The sequence below is a fragment of the Desulfoferrobacter suflitae genome (assembly GCF_022603395.1).
GTDB classification, from domain to species: Bacteria; Desulfobacterota; Syntrophobacteria; order Syntrophobacterales; family Syntrophobacteraceae; genus Desulfoferrobacter; species Desulfoferrobacter suflitae.
Genome location: NZ_JAIBKA010000006.1, coordinates 286,827 through 313,274 on the forward strand (window position 1 = coordinate 286,827; position 26,448 = coordinate 313,274).

The following is a 26,448-nucleotide window of genomic DNA, read 5'->3' on the forward strand; positions in this document are numbered from 1 at the left end:
GAAACAAAAGGAGAAAGAGGCACTTATGATAGCCCTCGAGTGCACGATCAAACATTACCTTGTTCGTCCCAGGGACATTTACCTCCTGCGTTTTATCCTGGAGGGGTACGACGGTTTGGCTGTGGTCACCACGCTCAATAGGGAATCCGGAATCGTCCAGATAAGTATCGCTCCGGGATGTGAAGACGAATTGGAGCAGATTTTGACGGCGGAGAATTCGGGGCTCGATGTGAAGCCGGTTAACGTCCGACGTGCATCTGTCCACCCGGTCTAATTTGCCTTGCAATGCTCCCGGGAATTGGCTAAGAAGGTAGCGTTCAGCACGATTCAGGCATGCTCCGGAATCACCCAGAAATGAACAAAGCGCTGTATTTCCCGAGCCGAACTTGCCATAAACCCGTCCAGTATCAGGACAATCGAAACTACCACAGCAGGAAGACTCGAATGGATGAGACTCTCAAAAAATCCAGCGACAGAGAGCGGAGTCATCATCGGCTGCAGGCTCTGCAAATCCGCACTTACCCGGCGGGCAAGGAGATTGTATCAGAGGGTGATGAACCGCTCTGTTTCTTTGTGGTCCTGAATGGTCAGGTGCGCCTCAGCACTAAAGGGAAGGCGATTTTGAACCTCGCGGATCAGGACATTTTTGGTCTGGAAAACATAGTGCTCAAGCATTCCTGTTTTTACACGGCTACAGCCCTGAGCGAATCTAGAATTGCAGCCTATGGCCCGGAGGCACTGGATCACTTCATTCGTCGCAACCCACGCATGACCCGCAACATCCTCGCTTCGATTCTGCGGCAGCTGGCAAGAGTCACGCGCGACTCGGTGTGGTCGTCCGATTCGTTTTCCATCGAGGAGGTCGATGTCAGGTTTTTCCAGGATGGCGAGGTGATTATCGAAGAGGGCACCAGGAGTCGGGAGTTTTACAGATTGGTCTCGACTCAGGGTGGTTTAAGGGTTAGCATCAGAAACGAAGAACTTCCCCCCATCGTCACACCCGGAGAGTTTTTCGGGGAGATAGCGGGGCTTTTGCATTTGCCGCGCCAGGCAACGGTAACGAGCATGGGGGAGAGCGTTGTGGAAAGATACGATCTGGAGAGCGTCGAATCGATCATAAGGGATTATCCGGAAATTGCCGTCCAGATGATGCGCACGCTGATATCGCGTTTGATAGAGATGAATGTCCGATTGACTGAGAAAGATATCTAGCAGAGGCGATGCAACAGCCTTTTTTGAAAACCGCTGATCCTGCCCGTTACCTGTTCGTTCAGACATTTGGCTGTCAAATGAACGAATATGATTCGCTCCGCGTTCAGAGAATGTTGAGCCGGCGGGGGTACCTGCCTACATCGGATTTGCATGCGGCCGATGTGATCTTTCTCAATACCTGTTCTGTTCGCGAAAAGGCCGAACAGAAAGTCCATTCCTTTTTGGGACGGCTGCGGCGAGTTAAGGCACGCAACCCGCAAGTCAGGATCATCGTCGCGGGATGCGTGGCCCAGCAACTTGGCAAAAAGCTGCTGGAACGATTCGACTACGTGGATGTAGTGCTGGGAACAGGCGGTATTGATTCCGTCGGGGAGCTGCTGGAACAGGTTCAAGACGACCATTGCCGGATCACGCACCTGCCCGACCGTCAGGAGGATGAAAACTGGCGCGCTCTCTTTCAGCAGCTGCCCTCCATACAAAGCGAAATTGTGGCCCCGGTGACGATCATGCAGGGATGCAACAACTTTTGCACCTACTGCATTGTCCCTCACGTCAGAGGCCGCGAGAGGAGCCGTCGGCCCAACGAGATCATCAGGGAAATTCAGTTGTTGGCTGCGGGCGGAGCGCGGGAGATTTTGCTGCTGGGACAAAATGTGAATTCTTACGGTAAGGGTCTGGCGGAAAAGACCTCTTTTGTAGATTTATTGCATCGCATTGGGAGCGAAACCGACATCGACAGAGTGCGTTTCACCACCTCCCATCCCAAGGATTTGAGCGACGCACTGGTAGCCTGTTTGGCGCAACTGCCGATCCTGTGCAAATACCTGCATTTGCCCGTGCAGGCCGGGTCTGATCGCATCCTGCAGAGGATGAACCGGGGTTACTCGGCGGACCGTTACCGTGAGCGCATTGACAGGTTGCGGCAGTGCTGCCCTGAAATGGGTTTGTCATCAGATGTCATGGTTGGTTTTCCGGGAGAGACCGAAGAAGACTTTGATGAGACCATGCGGCTCCTCAATGACATTCAATTTGACAATCTGTTTTCATTTGCTTATTCAGACCGCCCATATGCCGCGTCTTCCCATTTTCCCGACAAAGTGAGCAGGGAAGTCAAAGCACGGCGCCTGACTGAACTGCAGAGTCTGCAGGCGACCATAACTCTAAACAAGAACCAGGCGGAGGTCGGCTCCGTCCGAGAAGTTTTGGTGGAAGGTCCCAGCAGGAACGGTGAAGGGCAGATAACCGGCCGAACTCAGCAGAACCGGATCGTGAACTTCACCGGCCCGCGGCATTTGCTTGGGAAAATAGTGCGGACCAAAATCACTGCCGCATTTTCTCATTCCCTTAAGGGTGAGTTGCTGAGCAAAGGGAGCTGATTCGACAATCAGTCGGCGAAGCATTTCAGACGGCAGGACATACCGGCTTTAGAAAACTGGTCCAGCGGACCAGCTCTCAGTACCAGACAGGTGGGCTGGAGTGGTTGCGAAGGAGGCGCCATGTTTAGAGAAATGAAAGTGTCCGGACTGGTCATGGACCCCCAGACTAACACTCCGATTTTGATCCTCAAGGACCTCCGGGACGAAACCTCGCTCCCCATTTGGATCGGTCTGCTGGAAGCCACATCCATCGCCACTGAATTGGAAAAAATTCAATTTCCTCGTCCCATGACCCATGATCTGCTCAAGAACTGTTTTGATCACCTCAATGTGCAAGTCGAACGGATAGAAGTGTGCGATTTGAGGAACAACACTTATTTTGCCCTCATCTACCTCAAGAACAACGATCAAGTCAGCCCCATCGATGCCCGGCCAAGCGACGCGATTGCCATCGCTCTGCGTACCAACGCTCCCATCTATGTCAAAGAAGAAGTTCTGACCAAGTCGCAGAAGAACGATGCCACGCCGCGACCGATTTTGGATAAGGAAAACAAAGAAAAGTGGGCTGAAATTCTTGAACAGCTGGACCCGGAAGATTTCAGCAAATACAAGATGTGAGGAGCGGGCATTCCGACATGAAATGGGACACTCAGAGTCTGGCAAGATTCATTGAGGCTGCTCAGGGAAAGCGGCCGGTAGATTTGTGCCTGCGCGGCTGCCAATTGGTCAATGTGTTGTCCGGACAAATCGAGAAGGTCGACCTGGCCGTGCAGGACGGACTGATTGCCGGCTGGGGCCGCTACCCGGCCCAGCGGACCATAGAAGCTGACGGAATGTATGTCTGCCCGGGATTTATTGATGGACATATTCACATTGAAAGCACCCTCTTGAGTCCTTCACAGTTTTGCGCCGCCGTCCTTCCCTGTGGAACGACCGCAGTGGTAGCGGACCCGCACGAAATTGCCAATGTCTTGGGACGAGAGGGAATTCTCTTTTTTCTTAGTGCGACGGAGCAGCTCCCCCTCGACTTCTATTTCAATCTACCCAGTTGCGTGCCGGCAACCCCGCTGGAAACCTCGGGAGCGCATCTGAGCGGCAGTGACCTCTATTCTCTCCTGCCTCATCCCAGGCTGCTGGGGCTGGCCGAAATGATGAATTTTCCGGGTGTGCTCGCGGGAATCCCGCAGGTTTTGGATAAACTAGTGCTTTTTCAAGAGGGGGTTGTGGATGGCCATTCACCCCAGCTGGACGGGCTGGCATTGAATGCTTACATCGGCACGGGGATCGCGTCCGACCACGAGTGCACGACCCTGTTGGAAGCCCGCGAAAAACTCTCCAAGGGCATGACTATCATGCTGCGCGAGGGGAGCCAATCCAGGGACCTGGCAACTCTAATGCCGGTGGTGGACGATCGAAGCTGGCCGCATTGCATGTTGGTCAGTGATGATTGCCATCCCGACGACCTGCTGCGACGGGGACACATGAACCACATTGTCAACCGCGCCATGGGGCTGGGCATGGATCCGATCAGGGCACTCACACTGGCCACCTGGACTCCCGCTCATCACTTTGGGCTGAGACGGCGAGGCGCTCTGGCTCCCGGCTACAGAGCCGACTTCAGTCTCAGCCCGAGCCTGGCTCCCTGGAATCCGCTTCGGGTATTCAAAAACGGTACGGAAGTGGCGCAGGACGGCAAGCTGACACTCGATCCGGCCTCTTGGCAGGCACCCCGGCTGCCGGCCAGCCCGATGAAGTTGAAAAGAATGGCCGAGGAGGCGATCTTTGTACCCAGGCAAGATGGAATGCTGCGGGTGATTCAGGTGCGGGAAGGAACCCTGCTCACGGGCAAGACTTTGGCAGCCCCGGCCACCTCGACGGACGGGGTCACGGCCGATGTGGACCGCGACCTGTTGAAACTGGTGGTGTATAATCGCTACCTGCCGGACCAGCGCCCTTCCGTTGCCTTTGTCCAGGGGATCGGTCTGAAAAAGGGTGCCATCGCTACAACCGTGGCGCACGATTCCCACAACCTCATCGCGGTGGGAACCAGCGATGCAGCGATTGTAACCGTTGCCGAAGCGGTTCGAAAAAATGGAGGCGGCATGGCGGTCGGCAGCGAACATGGCGACGTCGAAGTGTTACCCCTTCCCATTGCCGGACTCATGTCCGACAAGCCCCTTATTGCGGTCGTGCAAAAACTGGAAAGTCTTAAGGCTAAGGCCAGAGCCTGGGGGTCTCCCCTGGACAACCCTTTTATGGCTCTATCCTTTTTGGCCCTGCCGGTCATTCCGGAGCTCAAACTGACTGATTTGGGCCTCGTGGATGTGTCCTCGTTCTCACTGGTACCCTTGTTTGAATCGGCGGACAATTCTTGAGTGTTCGGGTATCCGCACCCCTGAACCAACCCAATCTTACATCAACCTTTTACAGGAGGAACTTATGTCTACGGTTTCATGCAGTTCAATGAACGATGTCGTCCAATTCGCCATTGAAAAAGAAGAGAAGGCAATGGATTTCTATCAGAAATGCGCCGATAGAGCAAAAAATCCGGGAATCAAGAAATTCTTTGAGGAAATGGCAGAGGAAGAGCAAAGACATAAGAAGCTGTTGCAGGATCTGGACCCTTCGGGGTTAGACAGCTTGAAACTGGAGAAGGTGGAAGACCTGCGCATCAGCGATTATCTGGTTGAAGTCCAGTTCAAAGAAGACATCACCTACCAGGAAGCATTGACGCTGGCAATGAAAAAAGAGGAAAAAGCCTACGAGTTTTACAATGCATGGAAAAATAAGTGCATGCAGGAGAAAACCGCCAAGTTGTTTGAAATGCTGGCACAGGAAGAAATGAAACATAAGCGGAAGATAGAAACCGTTTATGATGAAGAGATACTCACATGGGATTAATTCGGCCGGCCTGGCCGAAGGAAAATATTTGACAACAGCGGATCCGGCCGGGTTCGGGCTGGCTCAAGTCCTCGACCTGAGCCAGCCCGCAGGCCATGCTCGCCAGCCTGCCGGTTTTTTCCTAGCGCGCCGGACACACCAATGGAGCCTTGCCCTTGTTGCGCCGCAGGAGCACGTAGAATGCGCCGGCACCGCCGTCCCAGGAGCGCGCCGAGGCGAAGGCGAGCACTAGAGGCTTGAGAGGAGCGCGGGTGAGCCAGGTCACCAGGTTGTGCTTGAGAACGGGCTCCTTGTCTTTGGAATTGAGGCCGCGGCCGGAGACGATCAGAACACAACGCCGCTTGCATGAAAAACTCGCAAACAGATAGTCGGTCACCAGTTCACGCGCCTGGTCACGATTGAACCCATGAAGATCCAGGCAGCCTTGATAACTGAAGTCACCGTTGCGAAGCTTCCTGAGAATTTCCGGGGAGAGCCCGACCACCGCACCATCGATGTATTCATCCGAATAGGTCAGCTCGAATTGGCCTTCCCCCGTTATTAAATCGACCAAATGCCCATACACTTCCAACTCCTCCTGCATCAAGAACCGCGGAGGAATCTTTGCCGGGCGACCAGCCGGCACCTTCTCACGGTACAGCTTGGCCAGTGGAACCACATCAGACATGGCCTCATGAAAGATCGCTTCCTCGCTGGAAATTGGCTGCACGGTTTTACTGCTTCCTCCCGGGTGCGCTACCGAAGCGAGCAGCGCTGATTTTCTCGCCAGGTGTTGATCTAACTGTTCAAAGGGGGTATAGAAACCCTGCAAAGAGCGGTTCTTTTTCGGCGGCCGATGTTTGGAATGTGCTGGTTTTTTTTTCTTGCCCGGCATTGTGACGCCTCAATCGCTGGAGGAGCTGCTCGGCTGGTAAATGCTGAATTCTCTATCAGGCTACATCTACTGATATCACAAGTCAGGAGCCCGGGAAACCCTCTGATGAAACCCATAACATATATCCGTGATCCGGCGGAACTGCAGAACATTTCAAAGGAGCTGCAGCGTACCGGACACATCGCCATCGACACCGAATCGAACAGTTTTTACGCCTACTTCGAAAAAGTTTGTCTGATCCAGGTCTCCACCGCCACCGATGATTACATCATCGATCCGCTGCTCCTGGATAATCTGGAGCCATTCGGAGAACTTCTTGCCAACCCGGCAATCGAAAAAATATTGCACGCCGCGTCCAATGATATCCTCGGGTTGAGACGTGATTTTGATTTCCATATCCACAACCTTTTTGACACTGCAATAGCCTGCAAACTACTGGGATTCAGGCAACTGGGGCTCGCCAGCGTTCTGCGGGAGCATTTCGGCGTACAACTCAATAAGAAATGGCAGCGCTGTGATTGGGGTCGACGCCCCCTCCGCCACGAACAGATCGATTACGCCAGGCTTGATACGCATTACCTCATCCCACTGCGCCATAAACTGGCCGCCGAGCTGGATGTTCAAGGTTTATGGACGCAGGCCAAGGAAGCCTTCGACCGGCAGTGCGAACAACAGGCACAGGAAAAGCCTTTTCATCCGGACAGTTTCATTAACCTCAAAGGAGCAAAATCGCTGGATTCCACCGGCCGGCGCATTCTCAGGGCGCTTTATGTGTATCGTGAGAACGAAGCCCAAAAACGCGATCGAGCCCCCTTTCGCATCCTCTCCAATGAGACCCTGGTGAGATTGGCGCGAACGCGACCTCACAGTCTCAAGGACTTCTGTCAAACCAAAGGGTTGCCGCGCAACTATCGAAAGGGCCAAAAGGCACAAAGTTTGATCCGGTTGATCGAGAAGCATAAAGAGTACTTCCAGGAAGCCGAAGCAAAGATTTAGCCGCCGGTGTGAGCGCGCTTTCTACTTGAGTGCGACGGGGAGCAAGAATGAATTCCGAGATTGTTATAAGAGATTGTTATAAATCGTATCGTTATGATCAGGATAAAGCCAGGCGGCCCGAGGAAACCGTTCACTGGGTGAAGGAGCGGCTGGGGCAAATGGATATGAAGATTCTCGGCAAGACTATGCGCATTGATACCGGCAGGCTTGATATTCCTGTTTACATCAGCCTTTGCGGAGAAGACGCCACCCGCTTTACCGGAACCAAGAAACAAATGGGCAAAGGGGCAACGCCTGTACAATCCGAAGCCAGCGCGGTGATGGAACTGGTTGAACGTTACAGTTTTTTCTCCTTTATTCAGCGAACTGAATTCCCGCTGTTGCGCTACCGGGATGTTGCCGATGAGGCAATCCCGGTGGCGATGTTTCTGCAGTCGGTGCATGACGACAGCACTTCGACCGACGCTGCCCGGCGATTGTTGCAGGATGTGCCGCTGCGCTGGGCGGTTGCCCATAACTTGACGCATGGCACCGATCAACTGGTCCCCCTCGATTGGTTTTACCTCATCAACGAATACAATGGTCCGGCAGCCGGCAATACCCTCGAAGAAGCCGTACTGCAAAGCCTTTGCGAGGTCGTGGAAAGGCACGTGGGGTCCATTATCAGCCATGAGGGTCGTTCCACTCCCATGATTGATCTGGAATCATTGAAGGATCCGGCAGCGGTGGAACTGGTGGATAAATTCCGACGTAACGGTATCCGGCTCTTTTTGCGCGATTTCTCCCTGGATACGGGCATTCCATCGGTTGGAGCGCTCGCTTATGACCCTGCAACTTTTCCGCTTAAGAGCGAAATAGTCTTCACGACGGGCACGACGTCCAACCCGGAAAAGTCTCTTTGTCGGGCACTGACGGAGATAGCCCAGCTGGCCGGCGACTTTGAGAGCCGCACGTCGTACCGCCCCACCCTGCCCAAATATGCAAGCCTGGAAGAAGCCGCCTATTTGATGGAGAACCACAGTGAACCGGTGGCCATCTGCAGCCTTCCAAACCTGGAAGACGATAATCTGCGGATCGAAATCGAGCGCTCCGTACAAGCGTTGCAAGGAATCGGTCTGGAAGTCCTGGTGATCAACGTCACCCACCCCGAGCTGGGCATTCCATCGGTTTATACCATCATACCCGGTGCGCACTTTCTGGATCACACCCGCGACACCGATTTCCCCCAACATGCTGCACGAACCCTGTTGCGCACTCTGCCCGCCGCTCGGGCCTTGCCTCACTTGCAAGAACTGCTCAAACGGTTCGGCCCGCGCTACGATCTCACTTTTTTCCTGGCCCACAGCCTGGAACTGGAAGGACAGTGCGAGGCGGCTCTTTCCCTGTTTCAGAGGGCCCTGGAGCAGCAGCCCGCCCCGCGAGAGATTGCCAGTATTCACGTGCACATGGCGTCGTGCCGCAAGGAGATGGAAGCATTTGAAGCGGCCCTGGAGGACCTCCAGGCTGCCGAACAGCACAACAACGAGTTGAAAGAAATCTACAATCTGAGAGGCTACTGCCTGTTCAAGCTCAAGAGGCACGAGGAGGCCATCGCGGCGTTTGAGAGAGCCATTGAGATTGATCCCGGCTCCGCCATCGACTATGCCAATATCGGCTCCAACCTGAGGGAACTCGGCCACAAAGAAGAGGCCATAAAGTGCTATCGTATGGCCCTCGAGCTCGATCCAGATATTGAATTTGCGAGGGATAACATAAAAAAACTGGAAGCTGAACCGGCTCGACAGAAAGACTCACAGACTTGACGCTACCGACAAAATGAGGTGTGAGGGTGAAGAAATTACTTGGGTCATCAATGCTTTGCGCGATCGTTTATCTGTTGTCTTTTGGCTTTTCAAGCCCATGGGCGGCACAAATCAAGGACAGTGAATCGGCCACTCACGGCGACGACGCAGCCGCCTACCAGGCGGTCGACACCTACACGTTCCCCGGTTTTAAAGTCCTCCAGTTCACCCTTCCGGTGCTCTCGCACTATTCGTATATGCTCATCAGCGACAAGCAGGCATTGGTCGTTGACCCGGGCAGGGACGTCTTCATTTACCTGGATACGGCAAAACAAGAGGGGGTAAAGATCACCGGCGTGTTTCTGACTCATTCGCATGCCGACTTTGTGGCCGGCCATGTGGAACTCGCCGAAAGGGCCGCCTGCCCGATTTACACCAGTCATGCGAGCGGTGCCGAGTACGACTTCAAGCCCCTGAGGGAGGGTTCCGAAATCACCATCGGCAAAGCTTTCCTGCGCTTTGTTGAGACTCCCGGGCACACGCCGGATGGCCTGTGCGCCTATGTCTACACCCAGGTCGATAACAATGGGCCGGCGCTCATCTTCACCGGCGATACCCTCTTTGTGGGCAGCGTCGGCCGCCCGGATCTCATGGAAGGCAGCATGTCAGCCGCCGCCTTGGCTTCCATGATGTACGACACGTGGAACCAAAAACTGTCGCGGGCGGGTGACAACGCTGTGATATTTCCGGCCCATGGTGCCGGATCTCTGTGCGGGGCTCACCTGAGCGACCAGCCCTCATCCACCATAGGATCCGAGAAAGTCGCCAATCCTTATTTACGGCACCCATCAAGAGGCGAATTCGTAGCCGCAGTGTTGCAGGATTTGCCCCAGGCCCCCCAATACTTCAAACACAATGCAGCACTCAACCGCAAAGGACCTGACCTGGTGGACTGGCACGCACCACTCAAACCGGTTTCTGCAGATAAGGCGCTCATCGACACCGAGCGCTTCTATGTCGTCGACCTGCGCGATCCCCGGGATTATGCCGGCGGCCACATTCCTAATGCCGTCAATATCGGACTGCGCGGCAGATTGGAAACCTGGGTGGGCACCATGGTTCCATGGGAATCCAGGGTAGCTCTGTGCGGCAGTGAAGCCGAGCTGCGGGAGGCCGTCTACCGACTCCATCGAGTTGGCTACCGAGCACAAGGGATCACCATGCAGAGCTGGCAGGGATCCGGCCTACCGCTTTCCACGAGTGACCTGGTCAAGCCGGCCGAACTGTATGAGCTCATGCAAACAGATGAAGCCCCGGTGGTGGTCGATGTGAGACTCCCCGAAGAATGGATGGGGGTGCGCATTGGCACGGTCGTGAATCTTCCCCTGAATCGTCTCGCTGCATTGGCGTCGAAACTTGATCCGGCAATGCCCACCGTCACCGTGTGCAACTCTGCCTATCGATCGAGCTTGGCGGTCGGCATTCTGCAGCGCAAAGGGTTTCAAAAGGTGAGCAGTCTGGCGGGTGGAACCGAAGCCTGGCTCGACTCGGGCCTGCCGGTTTACACAGCGCAGGCAACCGGCTCCCCGCAGAGTGCCGGGCGTACGGCGGCGATCAGGCGGATCAATCTGCCCGAAAGGATTCCTGCGACTGCATTGATGCGTCTCATGATGGACCTGCCGGGCACCTTTGAGATGGTCGATATTCGTCCGGCAGAGCAGTTTGCAGACTACAGTTTGCCCGGCTCCACCCACGTGGACATCGCCGAGTTGATGAATAACCCGGTCTATCTCGCCGGGGTCGGCCCTCTGATCATTGTGGACCGAGACGGTTCTCTGGCAATGGCTGTCGCCGGCATACTCTCACAAAAGACCGAAAGGCAGATCAAAGCCCTCTATGGGGGGGTGGAGGCGTATTGGGCCGAATCGGAATTGACCCCTGCAGTGCGCCAGGTGACGCTGCCCGGCACCCTGCCCAAGGGGATGGGACCGTCTGCGGTAAAGCCCGGTACCTCACCCAATGAAACCTCGACGGTAAAGAAACCGATCATTCCGCCGGCTTCGCCTGCTCCCGAACCTCACCCCCCCAAGAAGAAGAGCGCCGGGTGCTGACCATGAAACCGACCAATTCAAATGATAAGGGCTATTGGAATCCGTACCTGGCTGGAGTTGCGCTGGGGCTGACGCTGCTCGCCTCCTTCCTGATGCTTGGCGCCGGCCTTGGTGCCTCAGGAGGCATTGCACGTGTTGGAGCTTTCGTCGAGGGGCTGTTTTCCCGCGATCACCTGCTCCATTCCGAATACTTTGGTCAATGGGGCAAGGACCCCCTCAGCTACTATCTGGTTTTCATGTTTTTGGGAACATTCCTGGGCGCTCTGGTTTCCGCAGTTCTATCCAGCCGCCTGCAATTCAAGCTGGAACGAGGTTCAGCTGCATCCCCTGCACTGCGCTCCGTGCTGGCGCTGTTGGGCGGAGTTATCGTCGGCTTCGCCAGTCGTCTGGCGAGGGGCTGCACATCCGGGCAGGCACTCACCGGAGGTGCAATGCTGCTGAGCGGCAGCCTGCTGTTTTTGGTGTGCACCTTCATTGGCGGGTATGCAGCCGCTTATTTTGTGAGGAGCCAGTGGAATGATTGAAACCTTCTTCGGGCTGGGCACCCTCAATTCCCCCCAAGGCTACTTCGCCGCTCTCATTATCGGCTTTTGTTTCGGTTTCATACTCGAGCGGGCAGGCTTCGGGAGCTCCAGGCGACTGGCCGGAATCTTCTACTTGCGTGACATGGCGGTACTGAAAGTCATGTTTACTGCATTGGTTACAGCAATGCTGGGGCTTTCAACGAGCCTGTCACTCGGTTGGATCAGGCCGGAACAGCTCTATTTCATGCCGACCGTTTATGGAGCCCATCTCATCGGCGGGCTGTTGTTCGGCATCGGCTTTGTGCTGAGCGGCTGGTGTCCGGGAACGGGGGCTGTCGGCCTGGCGTCGGGCAGGCTGGACGCACTGATTTTTCTCCTGGGCGCAGTGGCCGGCAGCGTTTTTTTTAATGAACTTTTTGCTGCCGTCAAGCCGCTCTACAACTGGGGGCAGGCAGGAGTCTCGTTTGCTTACGAGGTCCTTGGCATTTCCAGAATGGCTTTTGGATTTCTCTTGACAGCCTTAGCCGTTGGATGCTTCTGGGGTTCCGAGTATGTTGAAGCAACACGGAATCGCGGCGGCACCTATTTCCGAAGCCCGTTCCTCAAGGCATTCAGCCTGGGACTTCTGATCTTTTCCGCAGGGCTTTTGCTTCTCCCCTCTTCACAACAGTTCCCGGCGGGCTCCGGATTACCGGAAACGGGGCGCCCTTCTTACCCAAAGCATTCCGACCAGCAGCTCCTGCAAGCGATCGAAGGTGCCGCCGACCACATCGAGCCAATCGAACTGGCCGATCGAATCCTGCGCCGAGAACCCCAACTGCTGGTCGTCGACGTCAGGACTCCCGGAGAGTTTGCACAATTCCATATCCGCGGGTCGATCAATGCCACTCTCTCGGAGCTGGTGGAGGTTCTCCAGCCCTATAGAAATGCCGGTACAATTGTCCTCTACTCGAACGGCATGACTCACCCGGCCCAGGCACGGGACGCTCTGTACCGCATGGGCTATCAAAACGTTTACATTCTGACCGACGGCCTCAAGGGTTTCATTGAAACCTGCCTGAAACCTGTTTCCCTCAGGTCGGAACCCGTCCCGCAAGAATTTGCTGCCCGCATTGCCGCCTGGAGAAATTACTTCGTCACCCGGGCAACGACCGCGCCGGCGCCCGAGCGTATGGTGGAATCCGTCAAGGTCCCCGGCCAACTGCCGGGTCTGGTAGACACTGCCTGGCTGCAATCCAACCTCGGGGAGACCGGCCTGAAAATCATCGATGTGCGCAGCCAGCCTGAATACAACACTGCTCACATCCCCGGTTCGCTCTTTCTTGCAACGGACAGCCTAAGGGGAGTGATCGACGGAATACCATCGAGGATATTGCCGGAAAAAATGCTGGCATGGCACATGGAACAAATGGGGATAACCCCATCGGACCTTGTCGTTTTGATTGCCGGCGACGCAATTCGTGACGCTACACTGGCCGGGGTGGCTCTTGAACGTCTGGGCCACAGCAATTACGCCGTCCTGGACGGTGGCTTCGGCAAGTGGCTGGTCGAGAAACGTCCAGTCGACAATGCCTTGCCGATTAATTTGAGCAAGTCGCATTATCCACCCCCCACCGGGCAACGACCGGACTCCTTCACGGTCACTGCTCCCCAGGTCCTCAAGCTCATGCAGCAGCCCGGCACGGTCATCCTCGATGTGAGGCCCAAAGACTACTTTACAGGGGAAAAATCCGACGAAGCACGTGCAGGTCACATCCCCGGGGCGGTAAACAGGCCTTACACGGAAGACGTTTTGACAACCGACGGTTACACCCGATTACGCCCGCTCACCGAACTCGCAACAGAGTACGCCGCACTTATCCCCTCCAAAGACACGACCATCGTTGTCCATTGCCGCACCGGTCATCAGGCAAGCCAGACTTTTTTTCTTCTAAGGCACCTGCTTGGGTACAGGAACGTATCCTATTACGATGCGGGCTGGACGGAATGGGCGGCCCGTCTCGAACTGCCTGTGAGCAACGGATCATGAGGCCAGGCTGTAACCGGCATTCTGCCAGGCGGTAAGCCCGCCGGCCAGGCTGTGAACATGGCTGAATCCGTCCTGCTTGAGACGGCTCGCCACGATGTTGGCACGATAACCGGTGCCGCAAACCAGGATCATTTCCTCGTCTTTTGGCATACCCAGACTTCCTGCCAAAATATCGTTCATCGGCACATGAACGGAGCCCGCAATGTAGCCCTGGGTGCGCTCATCCGGGGTGCGCACATCGACGATGCGGCCAAAATCCCGGTCGTCCAACTGCTGCTTGAGGTCCTGGGCGGAAATCGGCGACAGACTGTCGATGGGCATACCATGGGCAATCCAGGCGGACATTCCGCCGGAAAGGTAGCCAATGATGTTGTCATAACCGATGCGGTGAAGCTCGGTTGTCATCAGGTCATACTTTTCCCGATCATCGACTACCAGCAAAAGGTTGTCCGATGGATCGACAACCATGCCGATCCAGTTGGCCATCTGTTTCTCGAACCCAATGTTGATGGCTCCGGGGATATGGAACCCACCGAAGGAAGCCGTATCCCGCGTGTCGATGACGGTCGCCCCCTGCCGGTGGAGTTGATCGAACTGATCCGGATTGAGCGTCTGCTCCAGTGGACAGCGCTCAAGCAAGGGCGCGCCCTGAGTGTTGGTGTTGATGATGTGGGTGAAGCTCTTGGGGCGTACCGGAAAACTCCCGCCAATCTGGTCGCGGAATGCGCGAAAGTCCGCCAGTCGCAACACCGGTTGCGTCAGGCGCTCATAGCCCAGCGTACTGCTCGCTTTGGCGCTCAACCCCTTGCCGCACAGAGAACCCTGGCCATGGGCCGGAAAGACCTCCAGATAATCAGGGAGCCGCCGCATTTTTTCATATAGAGAATCATATAGATTGTTGACCTGTTCATCCAAAACCTCTTCCCCAGCCAGGTCCGGCCGGCCGATGGAACCAACAAAGAGCAAGTCTCCGGTGAGAATCATCCATGGGACATCGGCACGTGCTTTATCCGTTACCAGAATCGATATGGAATTGGGGGTATGACCGGGGGTATGAAGGATCTCCAGCTTGACCATGCCGAATTCAATCACATCGCCTTCCTTCAACTTCTTGTGATCAAAAGTCACCGGCGCATTTTCGCTGAAATAAATATCCGCTCCCGTGCGCGATCGCAATTCCTGGTTGCCACTGACATGGTCGGCATGCACATGGGTTTCAATGATGTGAGTGATCTTCATCCCTTCATCCCGGGATATGTCCATATACTCCTGCACATCGCGCTTGGGATCCACAACCACCGCCTGTCTTGCTCCGGGACAGCCAATGACATATGAGTTGCAGCCCAGTCCCGGTACCGTAATCTGCTTGAAATACATCGCCAGACTCCTGAGATCAAAGGTTTCAGTCACACGCTGACGGCTGAAAATCGATCCTGCCGGTCAACCCGGCAAACCTCCCCGGCTTTGCGAGGCATGTCATCATTGCCGCATCATGACACTGGAAAATAATTATCAAATGACAAAAGGATTTGCAATCCATTTGGACTGATCGAGTACACTGACAGATACCAATGCCATGGACAGAAAGCAAGTGATTCACCGGTAGCATATTAATTTTATTTTGAATAACGGATTAAGCCGGCTATTTTGTCACAACCTGCCAGATGAAGATGATGATCATAAGCAGCGCGCCTGCCGCTTGGAATCCGGTTGCCAGCCCCCATCCGGCCACTCCGCCCACGCTGGCCTTGAAGGCCGCACCCCAATCCTGGTCCCGGCGGTATTCGGCGTAGAGAATGCCAAGGGCATAGCCGACAAGAGCGCCCAGCAGGTTCAGGATTATAAAGCCGGCCAATGCACCGCCAATTCCCCAGATTATTGAACGACTGCCGGCACCCAGAGTTTTCGCTCCCAACAGAGCCATCCACATGTCCGCCGTGGCAGAGATGACGGCAATCAGCGTCATGCTCGCAAACGCCACCGGCCCAACCACTGTGAACTGCGTTGCGATGGCATAAACCAGCACTGCCAGCCACACCAGCAGCGGTCCGGGCATGAGCGGCACAAACGAACCTACAAATCCCAGCAGCATAAAGAAGATGACGACTCCAAGTCCGATGGATTCCAGCCACATAGAAAAATTCTCCGCAAGAAATACTGAAGCCAGCCAACACTGGTCTTCCTGCAAATGATTCCGTTGGCGTTATAATGCTTACGCATCCTACCTCAAGTATGATAAACAAACAGGGTTTACAGGCGCCTGTCAATACAGCACTCCCACCAATCGACCAACCAATGAGGAGTCATCATGAAACTGACGACTGCTTTGAACTCGTTCCTCAATCATTTCTATAACTTTACAGACCTTTCAGCGAACCCGGAACGGAGCATCTCCGCCCAGGAATTTTATGAGTCGGTGATTGTCAGGGCGGTGCAGTCACCCGAATTCCGCCGCAGACTTGTGGAAGATCCCGCAACCGTGCTGGCGGAAATTGGCGTCCGGTTGCCCGATGGAGTCAAAGTAACCTTTGTAGAGAACACAGACCGCGTGGTCCACATCGCCATTCCTCCTTATGTGGGTGAATAGCATAGCGTGCATGGAGTAGTCATGGAAAACAATCCTCTGCAGGAAATCCTCATTAGAGTGTGCTCAGACAAACCCTTTCGCGAAAAATTCCTGCAGGATCCCAAAGAGGTCCTGCGCGACGCTTCAATTCAGGTGCCGGACAATATAACCATTCGGGTGCTGGAAAACAGCGATGAACAGATCTACATCGTTTTGCCGACCAGCCTGGACAAGCAGCCTGCTCAGTGGACTTCCAAGGATCGGCCCACTGCCGGAGAAACCTTTGAAACCGCCGAATTGACCATCCAGTGGACCAACCAGGGGATCGCCTTGAGGGGCCGCGTCGGCAGCGAAAGTGTTCCGCTGTTGCGCCGGCAGCTTGATCGGGCGAGCGGCAGTCTGCTGGTGGACTTTGGGCAAGTGACTTTTATGAGCTCAGCCGGACTGGGCGTTCTCCTGTCTACACAAAAGCGCCTTGCGGCCAATCAAAACGAGCTCTATTTGTGCAACGTACCGGCCCCCATCAAGAATGTCTTTTCCTTGACGGGGCTCGATTCCATCTTTCAGTTTGTCACGCCGGAGTTTGACGGTACCTGGTGGATGGCCTTTCCAAACGTCTGAGGTTGGCTGCGGTTTGAGCACCTCGTGTTCCCTTTTATCATGCTGCATCCTCCCCAATTGCAGGCATTGATGTTACATTGTGGTCATGGCACCAAGAATGGGATGTCCCTGGCTTGGGGCGTCAAATCTACACAATGAAATTGATCTAACCATGGGGAGCACGCTGTGGAACCAGGAGAACGCGTCCAGCATGTAAAAGAAAAGAGCCGGATCCTGGGTGATCTGATCCACGATTTTTTGCAGTGTCCGGCAGCAACCGGTGCGCATGAAATGGGGTTGCAGATGGCCTGCCTGGATCTGCTGAGAGCTCTGGGGCCCGGCAATGGATATCAGGAGCACAGCAACCGATCAGTCTCTCAGAAAGCCGTGTCGGAAGCGGAGCGCATGCGTTTGGCGCATGATGAACTGGATGCCAGGATAAGGAAACAGAACGAGGCCCTGGCGAAAGCCAACAGGGATTTGCGTGCTGAAATCAACGAACGCAAAAAGGCTGAAAAGAAAATCCGCCAGCAGAATGAATTTTTGAACCATGTCCTGGAATCCTTGCCTCACCCTTTCTATGTGCTTGACGCCAAAGATTACACCATCAAAATGGCAAACTCGGCGGCGATCGCCGGGGAGCTCAGTGAGAATACAACCTGCTACCAGCTGACCCATGGGAGAAGTACCCCATGCAACGGATCCCAACACATTTGCCCGCTGCAGATGGTAAAAAACACCAAAAAGCCCGTGATCGTCGAACATATTCATTTTGACCGGAAGGGGAATCCCAGAAATGTCGAAGTTCACGGCTATCCGATTTTTGATGAAGACGGCAATGTCGCTCAGCTGATCGAGTATTCCCTGGATATCACTCAGCGCAAAAAGATGGAGGCGGAACTAAGGAACAACGCAGAAAAAATCAAGATGTTTGCCTACGCCATTTCCCACGACCTCAGGAGTCCGCTGATCGGGATCCATGGCCTGGTCGAGTTGATGCACAAACAATACAGGGACCTGCTGGACGAAAGAGGCAGCAAATACTGCGAACAAATCCTCAAAGCCTCAAAACAGGTCGTCGCCCTCGTTGAGGAGCTCAACACGTTCATAAGAACCAAGGAGACTCCCCTGAACTTTGAAGCCGTTGACAGCAACGAAATATTCACCGCCATGAGAGAGGAGTTCAGCCCCCTGCTGGCAATTCATCACATTACCTGGTCACAACCCGCCGATGCGCCCACGGTCAAAGCTGATAAGCTCTCCTTGCTGCGGATTTTTCGCAATCTGGTGGACAACGCGCTCAAGTATGGCGGCGATGATCTTAGCGAGATCACAATCGGCTATCAGGAGTCAGCGGATTCTCACATTTTTTCAGTCAGTGACGACGGGGTGGGCATCAAGTCGGAAGACTGCAAATCCGTATTCGGACCATTTAAGCGCAATGAAACTTCCAAGGGAATAGCGGGAACCGGATTGGGCCTTGCCATCGTTGAGGAGATTGTCACCAGGCACCGGGGAAAAGTTTGGGCGGAGCCCAACCCGGATCAAGGTGTCACCTTTTACGTTTCACTACCCAAAGCGCTTTAGGGACTCGATCATCGGCCTCCGGCTGACTCATTGATTTGCTTGCAGAAAGCTCGCCAGACTGGCAGGATCTTCAACACTCAGAACCTTTGCGCTGCGATCTATCTTGCGCATCAGTCCGCGCAGCACTCGTTTGGGACCGACTTCGACAAACTGACTGTACCCTTCCTGCAGCATCCATTCGATGGACTGCCTCCAGAGAACCGAACCACACAATTGGTCGATGAGCTTTTGCGGGGCTTCAAGTGCGGTCTTCAGGGGCGTTGCATCAACATTGTTCACGATCGGAATCTGCGGATCGCGGAACACGCATTCTCGCACCACCGGCTCAAACCGTTCTTTTGCCAGACGCATGCAGCGGCTGTGCCAGGGTCCGCTGACGTTCAGCTTAACACACTTCTTGGCACCGGCTTCGATGCTCAAATTCATCGCCCGATCCACAGTATCGGCCGGACCGGTGATGATGATCTGGTCGGGGCAGTTGATGTTGGCGACCTCCACATCACACACCTGACAAATCTCTCGAATCTTGTCTTCTTCCAAATCCATTATTGCGGCCATGCTGCCGGGTTCTTCCTGAGCCGCCTGATGCATTAAGGCTCCACGCGCTTTGACCAGTTTCAGCGTGTCTTCCAGACTGATCACGCCAGCCGCATAGAGGGCGCTGTATTCCCCCAGGCTGTGTCCGGCGGCGGCGACCGGATAGATGGCATGCAGTCGCAATATGTTAAAGCAAGCCAAATTGACAACGGTAATCGCAGGCTGAACGTTTTCAGTGAGCACCAGCAACTCTTCGGGCCCCTCAAAACAAAGTCGAGTAATGTTCATCTGCAGAATGTCATTGGCTTGTTCAAATAGTTCACGAACTTCCGTGTAATTCTCGTAAAATTCGCGTCCCATGCCCACGTATTGCGATCCCTGACCTGGAAAAAGAAAGACCCATTTGTTCATCCCACTGCTCCTGTGCCAACTGATCTAACAAATTATAATGACAATGATTGGGCTCGCTTTTATTAGCCTGGGTATATCTTGTCAAGTAATGAATAAGAGTGGCACATGAAAAGGAACGGCCGGAACAATGCTTGACTGCAGGTTCGCCAGGGTGGTAGACGGTGCCTGCTTGAATTTGCGCCGACTGCCCCCCGAAATCGATGTATGCGATGCAGGGCGATCAGTATCCTGCCCCCCAAAAAAAGTTATTTTCAGAGGCATCATACTGGTATAATAATGAGATTTGTAAAAGGTTGCTATAGAGCGAGCTAATGCCCACAGGAGAAATGCAAATGTTGCACGATCATCGTTTTGTGAGAACCTTGGTGATATTTTTGATTTTTGGCTCCTTTCTGCTCGCACCAATACCGGCGCTAGCCAGCCGGACTCCAATGGATGTGATCAAGGCGGGAACCGAAAAGGCGCTGGATATTCTGCATGACCGCAATCCAGATGGAAAGCTCAATCTGAGGGCGCGGCGGGGGGAAATCCTGACCATTGTTGACCAATATTTTGACTTTGAAGAAATGGCCAAGCGCTCCTTGGGACGTGCATGGAGGTTCCAGTCAAAACAGAAACAGGATGAGTTCGTAAGACTTTTCAAAGACCTGTTGTTTAATACTTACGTGGATCGGGTCGAAAGCTACACTGCCTCCAACGAGCAGGTTGTGTTCGACACGCAGCAAATCGACGGCAACCACGCAGTGGTGAAGACCCGCATCACCGGGTATCAGGACAAGGATGTGAGCGTTGACTACCGACTCACTCAGAAAGCCGGCGAGTGGAAGGTTTATGACGTGATCGTTGCAGGAATCAGTCTGGTGAATAACTATCGCAGTCAGTTCAACTCCATCCTTTCCCGAAAATCTTTCGATGAACTGCTCAAGACAATGAATAACAAAGTGGCCTCAATCAACAAGCCCGCCTAGCTGGTACCCTGCAGCCCGGTTGGGAGCGATTTGATGAATCTCGGACCGGAAGGACACCGCAAACGCCTGCGCGAACGGTTCTTGCGCAGTGGCTTCGATGGGTTTCACGACCACGAGTTGCTGGAATTGATCCTGCTGTACGCCATTCCCAGGAGAGACGTCAAACCGATCGCCAAGGCTCTGTTGATGGAATTCTCCTCGGTATCGGCGGTTTTTGATGCACCGATGGAAGCACTGCAGAGCGTTTCCGGAGTAGGGGAACACGCGGCCATGCTGCTCTCTATGATTCCCCGTTTGGTGGACCGCTATCATCAGGACCGATGGCGGCAAACCTCCTCGTTCCATTCCACTCAGCAGGCGGTGGCCTATCTGACAGCCGTCCTGGGCACCGAGAGGAATGAGGTGTTTTGTGTTCTCGCGCTCAACAGCCGCAATGGACTGATCGCTCGGGAAGAGATCCAGCGAGGCAGTGTCAATCGGACGGCGGTGTACCCTCGACTGGTGGTTGAAACCAGTCTCAAGCACCGGGCAACTGCGGTGATCCTGGCCCATAATCACCCGGGGGGCGACCCGAGCCCTTCAACCGCCGACCGCCAGTTGACCCGCAAACTCAAAAGAATCCTGCACGACCTGGACATCACCGTGCACGATCACATCATCATTGCCGGTCCGCGCTATTTTTCCTTCGTCGAGCAGGGGGAAATGGAATGAATTCCGGTACCATGCCGGCCATCGTCGTCAAACAGTCCGGCGGCAAAGGTCAGTGGAACCGTTTGGCGTTCGAGACGGTGCCACGTCCCACGCTTGCCCACCGGGAAGTGCTGGTCCAGGTAGAAGCCTGCTCGGTCAATCGCGCCGATTTGCTGCAACGACGCGGGTTTTATCCTCCACCCCCGGGTGCTTCTGCAATCCTTGGCCTGGATTTCGCCGGCTTCGTCGCAGCAATGGCTGATAACGTTACCCGATGGCATGCGGGCGACCGTGTGTTCGGCATAACCTCCGGAGGCGGCTACGGGCGCTACATTGCCGTGTCGGAAGATCATCTGGTCAGGATTCCTGAGCGCCTTTCGTTTGTGGAAGCGGCCGCAGTGGCGGAAGTGTTTTTCACGGCGTTTGTCAACCTGTTCCTGGAAGCGCAGATTCAAGCGGGCGAGAGGTTGCTCGTTCAGGGCGGCGGAAGCGGAGTCGGAAGCGCTGCCATCCAGCTGGCCAAGGCGGCAGATGTGAGGTCCTACATCACAGCCGGTTGCGATGAGAGGATCCGGCGTTGCCTGGAGCTTGGAGCCGCATACGGCATCAATTACAAACAGGAGGACTTCGCCAAACGCATCCTGGAGCTCACCTCCGATGAAGGCGTCGATGTCATCCTGGACATCGTCGGAGGGCCATACCTGACTCGCCATTTGGATATTCTCAGCAACCGCGGCCGCCTGGTCTTAATCGGCCTGATGGGCGGAAGCAGGGCCGAAATTCCTCTTGGCCCGGTACTCACCAAACGACTGCGAATCATCGGCTCGGTGCTCAGAAGCAGAACCAACCGGGAGAAAGCGATTATAACCCAGGAATTCCGGAAGAAAGTCATTCCGTTACTCGAATCCAACCGAATCCATCCCGTAATCGACGGCATTTATCCCATTCACGCCGCGGAAGAAGCCCATCAACGGATGCTGGCTGGAGGTCATTTCGGCAAGATCGTTTTGACCTGGCACGGCGTGGAAGACTGGAATGGGGTTGGGAGGCGAGGTTGAAACGAGGGCTTGGGTGTGCCGGAGAAAGCCCAATGGAAAACGATTGGATCAGGTTGGATAAGGTATCCCTGGTGCGCAATCGCAAAACCATCCTGGAAGCAATCCAGTGGTCCGTCAGTCCCGGCGACCACTGGGTAGTCATGGGTGCCAACGGCTCCGGCAAGACCACCCTTCTGCAGCTCCTGGCGGGCTACCTCTGGCCGACCCGGGGCAACATTACCGTACTGGGTGAACGATTCGGCCACACCGACCTGCGCACCCTGAGAAAAAAGATCGGCTGGGTAGGGTCATTTCTGCAAATCCAGGTTCCTCCCTCCGAACGCCCTGTGGATTTTATCGTCAGCGGCAAGTTTGCCTCCATCGGCATTTTCGAGCAACCTGCGGAAGACGACTACCGTCACGCCTACCAGGTAGCCTGTCGACTGAGGGTGGACAAAATTCTGCAGTCCCCCTACGGAGTCCTTTCACAGGGCGAAAAACAGCGCCTGCTTATCGCTCGTGCCCTGATGCATAATCCTCAACTGGTCATACTCGATGAACCGTGCGCCGGACTTGACCTGGCAGCGCGTGAACAACTGCTCCAGATCCTGCAGGATCTGGGCAGCTCGGCCAACTCCCCCACTTTGATTTACGTCACACACCATCTCGAAGAAATTGTGCCGATCTTCACCCACACCCTGCTCCTCAAAGATGGAAAAATCCTGGCGCAGGGAACCAACGAAGATATTCTTCGATCTTCTCTGTTGCAGGAAGCTTTTGGACTGGCGATGGAGGTGGTTAAGGACAAAGGCCGCTACTGGGCGCATATTCAGGCAGACGCCGTAGCAAAAGCTTTCCCTCGAGAAGGTTAATGCCTTCTCAGCCCTGCATATTGCCGCTGCACATAGTGCAACGCTTCCGGCGTATCCACCCCGGTGACCTCAGCCGGGGCGGCGATGGCCATCCCAACAGCAAGGCCGTCCCGGCTCATCAGCTCAACCAGGTCCGTTAGAAAGAACTCCTCCACCGTGACATGGCTGCCGCCCCATTTTTTCTGCACCCGATGCGGTGCCTTTGCCAGATGTGCCATATACTCCAGGAGAACTCGCCGCCCGGCGGCGTAAACACCGGCGTTGCAGTAGTGCAGAGCCGCCCGCCGAGAGGCCGGGTAGGATCGCCAGTATTTCCATTCGACGATTTTCTTCACGTGCTCCCCCGCACACTCGAGCAGCCCATATTGAGCCTTGTCCGGCGGATCGAACGCCAGCACGGCCAGGTCACAGGAACAGAGCTGTGCAATCAATCCGGCGTAGGTTGCCGGTCGGATGAGCGGCACGTCGCCCATGGTGATGATCACCTTGTCGGCGGCCGAGGACTCAAGAAAAGACCTTGCCGCCAGCAGCGCCCCGCCGGTTCCGTTGGTCTCGGGCTGCACAATGAATTCCGCTCCATGGGCAGCGGCCGCTGCTCTCACCTGGTCGGCAAAATGGTGCACCACAATCCCCTTGGGCCCAGGTGGAAGATTGTCCAGCACTTCAATCAGCATAGGCCGTCTGCCACTGTACAGTGAACCTTCCGGAATGAGAGGCAAAAGAGTTTTATTGCCCTGATACCCCATCATGCGGCTGCCCTTTCCGGCAGCAAAAACAATGCTGGCCACTTCTTTCAACTTCCGATCGCTCCTCGGAGCTTGTCCGGGAACTCCCTCTCCCTTGATGGAGAGGACCGGGGTGAGGGCGTAAATGGTTGCAATCTCAGCCCCTCACCCAACCCCTTCCCCTCGAGGGGGAGAGGAATTTTCCGTTCGCGGACAAGTGCCCCGCCACTTACGGTCAGTTCTTATTTTGGCGGTAAATTGAAACGGCTTTGTAGTGTTCCTCCAGAGTCCTGGAAAATCGATGCGTGCCGTCGTTATTGCTCACAAAATACAAGTAGGGAACATCCTCGGGATAGAGCACCGCGCGCATCGATTCGGCTCCGGGATTACATATGGGGCCTGGAGGCAATCCCTTTCTCTGGTAGGTGTTATAAGGACTTTGCCTCTGCAGATGCTCACGCGTTATCGGTCCGGAAAAATCCGCTAAATCATAGACGGCAGTCGGATCACTTTGCAGGGGCATGCCCAATTTCAGTCGGTTCAAAAACACACCGGCAATCACAGGTCGCTCTGCATCCACAACCGCTTCTTTCTCCACGATGGACGACATGGTTACGACCTCCTGCACACTCCACCCAAGCTCCCTGGCTCTGGTTTGCCACTTTTTTGAAAAGTTGATTTGAAACTGGCGAACCATCGCCCTCAACATGGTCTTGCTACTGGTAGTTTTGGAAAAATAGTACGTTTCCGGGAAAAGATAACCTTCCAGGCTATCGCCGGGCAGATCCAGGGAATCGATAAAGGCCCTGTCTCTGGTCAACCGGCTGATATCATCGGCCGCACCAAGCCCCGCCCTTTCAATGATGGCAGCCACATCCGCCAAGGTCGACCCCTCGGGTATCGTCACTCGATGCAGTAAAACTTTCCCTTGCACGATTTGATCAAGGATTTGAGCCGGGCTGGATAGAGAAAAGAAGGCATATTCTCCCGCCTTGAGCTTTTGCCCCGAGTTTGTAAGGCGGCAGAGCAAATAGAATTTCTTGGCATCGGCAACCAGATCTTTTCGCTCCAGTAGATCGGCAATGGCCGCCGCCCCCATGCCGGGCTCGACGGTCAGCTCCTGCACCCGCGGCACGGCGCCCGCTCTTCCGGGTAGATGCACAAACATCCAGAACTGAAAGGCATATACCAGGCCCGCCAGCGTCAACAGCCACACCACCGAAGGCACGAGATAACCCATTGCGACGCCAAATTTCTTGAGACCGCTCATGCTCACCTCCTCGTTGACGATCTTGTTTAGCACGGAAAACAGCTCACGACAACACTACAGCGATTCTCCTTTCAACTTGCCTTGCTCCGGATGAGCCGTGTCCGCCGCCCGCGCATGCGCACCGCGCCTCGCGGCAGCATGAGAATAACTGTCACAGCCGGCATACACGGATTTGGCAGGGGCTGACAGCCCATGGGGAATCTGAGAATAGGTTGAGCAACGCGACCGTTAAGAATCTTTGGCTTGGAAACGATTCAATGCTATGATGTCGGCGAGGTGGAGGAGAAAGGGGGAGCAATAATCGGAAATCACCAGAAAAGGGGCGGCAAAATTCATGACAAGAGATCTTTATCGCGATTCGGGAGTGGATCTGGGCAAGGCCAACGAGCTTGTCAAACGCATTCGGCCATTGGTGCGATCGACCTTCAACAGCGGGGTCATAACAGACATTGGAGGTTTTGGAGGGCTTTTTTCGTTCGACTGCCGTGACTTGAAAAACCCCGTCCTGGTCTCCTCGACAGATGGCGTGGGTACCAAGCTGAAAGTGGCATTCCTGGCCAATCGACATGACACTGTGGGCATCGACCTGGTGGCCATGTGTGTGAACGATATCATTGTGCAGGGAGCACGGCCGCTGTTTTTTCTGGACTACCTGGCCATGGGGAAGATTGAGCTGGACCTGGTCGAACAAATCATCGCGGGCATTGTGGGGGGATGCAAACAGGCCAAATGCTCTCTTATTGGTGGCGAGACCGCCGAAATGCCCGATTTTTACCAAGAAAATGAATATGATCTGGCCGGCTTTGCGGTGGGCTTGGTGGATAACAGCCAGATCATCGACGGCTCCACCATTCACGTCGGCAATCATATCATCGGATTGGCCTCCAGCGGGCTCCACTCAAACGGCTACAGCCTGGTACGGCGCATCGTATTCGATCAGCTGAAGATGGAGCCGGACAGCTTCATTCATGAATGCAACCGCACAGTCGCCGAAGAACTGCTCGAACCCACTGCCATTTATGTGGAATCCGTGCGCAAGCTGTTGCGCCAGTTTAAAATCCTGGGCATGGCCCACATCACCGGTGGCGGCTTCCATGACAACATCTGCAGGATCCTCCCGGGAGCTTGCCAGGCAATTGTTTACCACGGGTCATGGGAAGTCCCCGCCATCTTTCAGTTTCTGCAGGAAAAAGGGAACATTTCGGAGGATGAAATGTATCGCGTTTTTAATCGAGGGATCGGCTATGTGCTCATCGTAGAACCCGAGGAATCCGACGAAATCATCCAGTTTCTCTATGCCATGGGGGAAAAGGCCTATCGCATAGGAGAAATTATCGCTCGCGATGAAGCGTCTCCTCCGGTGCGAATCGCAAGTGAGTAG

At 54.8% G+C, this 26,448-nt stretch carries 25 protein-coding genes; 19 read left to right on the forward strand and 6 right to left on the reverse strand.

The annotated features are described in order from the left end of the window. Positions 1-25 precede the first annotated feature (25 nt). From K1V27_RS12725 to K1V27_RS12750, 6 genes are all read left to right on the forward strand, one after another. Positions 26-274, forward strand: a complete 249-nt coding sequence (locus K1V27_RS12725; protein ID WP_258930377.1) for a DUF4911 domain-containing protein — start codon at positions 26-28, stop codon at positions 272-274. Positions 275-444: 170 nt separating this feature from the next. Further along, the gene (locus K1V27_RS12730; RefSeq protein WP_258930378.1) at positions 445-1,212 is read left to right on the forward strand and encodes a cyclic nucleotide-binding domain-containing protein; all 768 of its coding nucleotides are present in this window, start codon (positions 445-447) and stop codon (positions 1,210-1,212) included. Positions 1,213-1,220: 8 nt separating this feature from the next. Beyond that, positions 1,221-2,588, forward strand: coding sequence for a tRNA (N6-isopentenyl adenosine(37)-C2)-methylthiotransferase MiaB (gene miaB, locus K1V27_RS12735; protein WP_258930379.1), 1,368 nt, complete (start codon positions 1,221-1,223; stop codon positions 2,586-2,588). A 120-nt stretch (positions 2,589-2,708) separates the two neighbouring features. Continuing rightward, positions 2,709-3,206: a bifunctional nuclease family protein gene (locus K1V27_RS12740; RefSeq protein WP_258930380.1), complete on the forward strand. Its 498-nt coding sequence runs from the start codon at positions 2,709-2,711 to the stop codon at positions 3,204-3,206. A 17-nt stretch (positions 3,207-3,223) separates the two neighbouring features. After that, positions 3,224-4,963: an adenine deaminase gene (gene ade, locus K1V27_RS12745; protein WP_258930381.1), complete on the forward strand. Its 1,740-nt coding sequence runs from the start codon at positions 3,224-3,226 to the stop codon at positions 4,961-4,963. A 64-nt stretch (positions 4,964-5,027) separates the two neighbouring features. Then, positions 5,028-5,489: a ferritin-like domain-containing protein gene (locus K1V27_RS12750; protein ID WP_258930382.1), complete on the forward strand. Its 462-nt coding sequence runs from the start codon at positions 5,028-5,030 to the stop codon at positions 5,487-5,489. A gap of 121 nt (positions 5,490-5,610) precedes the next feature. On the opposite strand, the gene K1V27_RS12755 is transcribed toward K1V27_RS12750, so the two are convergent. After that, positions 5,611-6,363 carry a Smr/MutS family protein gene (locus K1V27_RS12755; protein ID WP_258930383.1) on the reverse strand — a complete coding sequence of 251 codons (753 nt, stop codon included), beginning with the start codon at positions 6,361-6,363 and terminating at the stop codon, positions 5,611-5,613. Between the two features lie 105 nt (positions 6,364-6,468). Between K1V27_RS12755 and K1V27_RS12760 the strand changes: the two genes are divergently transcribed. Genes K1V27_RS12760 through K1V27_RS12780 form a run of 5 tightly spaced genes read left to right on the forward strand, consistent with a single transcriptional unit; the run spans position 6,469 to position 13,804 of the window. Beyond that, a complete protein-coding gene (locus K1V27_RS12760; RefSeq protein WP_258930384.1) occupies positions 6,469-7,359 on the forward strand; it encodes a ribonuclease D in 891 nt (296 codons plus the stop codon). Positions 7,360-7,406: 47 nt separating this feature from the next. Further along, positions 7,407-9,161: a YcaO-like family protein gene (locus K1V27_RS12765; RefSeq protein WP_258930385.1), complete on the forward strand. Its 1,755-nt coding sequence runs from the start codon at positions 7,407-7,409 to the stop codon at positions 9,159-9,161. 26 nt (positions 9,162-9,187) lie between these two features. Further along, entirely contained in the window at positions 9,188-11,251 is a 2,064-nt protein-coding gene (locus K1V27_RS12770) for an MBL fold metallo-hydrolase (RefSeq protein WP_258930386.1), read from the forward strand. Between the two features lie 2 nt (positions 11,252-11,253). Further along, positions 11,254-11,775 carry a YeeE/YedE family protein gene (locus tag K1V27_RS12775; RefSeq protein ID WP_258930387.1) on the forward strand — a complete coding sequence of 174 codons (522 nt, stop codon included), beginning with the start codon at positions 11,254-11,256 and terminating at the stop codon, positions 11,773-11,775. After that, positions 11,768-13,804 (forward strand): rhodanese-like domain-containing protein, encoded by a 2,037-nt coding sequence (locus K1V27_RS12780; RefSeq protein WP_258930388.1) that lies wholly within the window; start codon positions 11,768-11,770, stop codon positions 13,802-13,804. The genes K1V27_RS12775 and K1V27_RS12780 overlap by 8 nt, the downstream gene beginning before the upstream one ends. Here K1V27_RS12780 and K1V27_RS12785 read toward each other — a convergent pair. Then, positions 13,799-15,181, reverse strand: a complete 1,383-nt coding sequence (locus K1V27_RS12785; RefSeq protein WP_258930389.1) for an MBL fold metallo-hydrolase — start codon at positions 15,179-15,181, stop codon at positions 13,799-13,801. The genes K1V27_RS12780 and K1V27_RS12785 overlap by 6 nt on opposite strands. Positions 15,182-15,446: 265 nt before the next feature. Next, positions 15,447-15,938: a DUF456 domain-containing protein gene (locus K1V27_RS12790; RefSeq protein WP_258930390.1), complete on the reverse strand. Its 492-nt coding sequence runs from the start codon at positions 15,936-15,938 to the stop codon at positions 15,447-15,449. A gap of 174 nt (positions 15,939-16,112) precedes the next feature. On the opposite strand from K1V27_RS12790, the gene K1V27_RS12795 reads away from it, so the two are divergent. From K1V27_RS12795 to K1V27_RS12805, 3 genes are all read left to right on the forward strand, one after another. Continuing rightward, a complete protein-coding gene (locus K1V27_RS12795) occupies positions 16,113-16,391 on the forward strand; it encodes an NHLP leader peptide family RiPP precursor (RefSeq protein ID WP_258930391.1) in 279 nt (92 codons plus the stop codon). Between the two features lie 21 nt (positions 16,392-16,412). After that, positions 16,413-16,991, forward strand: a complete 579-nt coding sequence (locus tag K1V27_RS12800) for an anti-sigma factor antagonist (protein WP_258930392.1) — start codon at positions 16,413-16,415, stop codon at positions 16,989-16,991. A gap of 165 nt (positions 16,992-17,156) precedes the next feature. Beyond that, positions 17,157-18,557 carry a sensor histidine kinase gene (locus tag K1V27_RS12805; protein ID WP_258930393.1) on the forward strand — a complete coding sequence of 467 codons (1,401 nt, stop codon included), beginning with the start codon at positions 17,157-17,159 and terminating at the stop codon, positions 18,555-18,557. Between the two features lie 27 nt (positions 18,558-18,584). On the opposite strand, the gene fabD is transcribed toward K1V27_RS12805, so the two are convergent. Further along, positions 18,585-19,505: an ACP S-malonyltransferase gene (fabD, locus tag K1V27_RS12810; protein WP_258930394.1), complete on the reverse strand. Its 921-nt coding sequence runs from the start codon at positions 19,503-19,505 to the stop codon at positions 18,585-18,587. Positions 19,506-19,837: 332 nt separating this feature from the next. Between fabD and K1V27_RS12815 the strand changes: the two genes are divergently transcribed. The 4 genes from K1V27_RS12815 to K1V27_RS12830 are packed head-to-tail and all read left to right on the forward strand — an operon-like array spanning position 19,838 to position 23,072. Continuing rightward, positions 19,838-20,473, forward strand: coding sequence for an MlaC/ttg2D family ABC transporter substrate-binding protein (locus K1V27_RS12815; RefSeq protein ID WP_258930395.1), 636 nt, complete (start codon positions 19,838-19,840; stop codon positions 20,471-20,473). Positions 20,474-20,506: 33 nt separating this feature from the next. After that, positions 20,507-21,184 carry a RadC family protein gene (radC, locus tag K1V27_RS12820; RefSeq protein ID WP_258930396.1) on the forward strand — a complete coding sequence of 226 codons (678 nt, stop codon included), beginning with the start codon at positions 20,507-20,509 and terminating at the stop codon, positions 21,182-21,184. Continuing rightward, complete coding sequence (locus tag K1V27_RS12825) at positions 21,181-22,221, forward strand: NAD(P)H-quinone oxidoreductase (protein WP_258930397.1); 1,041 nt, start codon at positions 21,181-21,183, stop codon at positions 22,219-22,221. The genes radC and K1V27_RS12825 overlap by 4 nt, the downstream gene beginning before the upstream one ends. Before the next feature lie 32 nt (positions 22,222-22,253). Further along, positions 22,254-23,072, forward strand: a complete 819-nt coding sequence (locus K1V27_RS12830; RefSeq protein ID WP_258930398.1) for an ABC transporter ATP-binding protein — start codon at positions 22,254-22,256, stop codon at positions 23,070-23,072. On the opposite strand, the gene K1V27_RS12835 is transcribed toward K1V27_RS12830, so the two are convergent. Together K1V27_RS12835 and mltG are read right to left on the reverse strand one after the other, a co-directional pair. After that, a complete protein-coding gene (locus tag K1V27_RS12835; RefSeq protein WP_258930434.1) occupies positions 23,069-23,860 on the reverse strand; it encodes an NTP transferase domain-containing protein in 792 nt (263 codons plus the stop codon). The two genes, K1V27_RS12830 and K1V27_RS12835, sit on opposite strands and share 4 nt — an antisense overlap. A gap of 172 nt (positions 23,861-24,032) precedes the next feature. Next, positions 24,033-25,067, reverse strand: coding sequence for an endolytic transglycosylase MltG (gene mltG / locus K1V27_RS12840; RefSeq protein WP_258930399.1), 1,035 nt, complete (start codon positions 25,065-25,067; stop codon positions 24,033-24,035). A gap of 334 nt (positions 25,068-25,401) precedes the next feature. On the opposite strand from mltG, the gene purM reads away from it, so the two are divergent. Further along, a complete protein-coding gene (gene purM, locus K1V27_RS12845; RefSeq protein WP_258930400.1) occupies positions 25,402-26,448 on the forward strand; it encodes a phosphoribosylformylglycinamidine cyclo-ligase in 1,047 nt (348 codons plus the stop codon).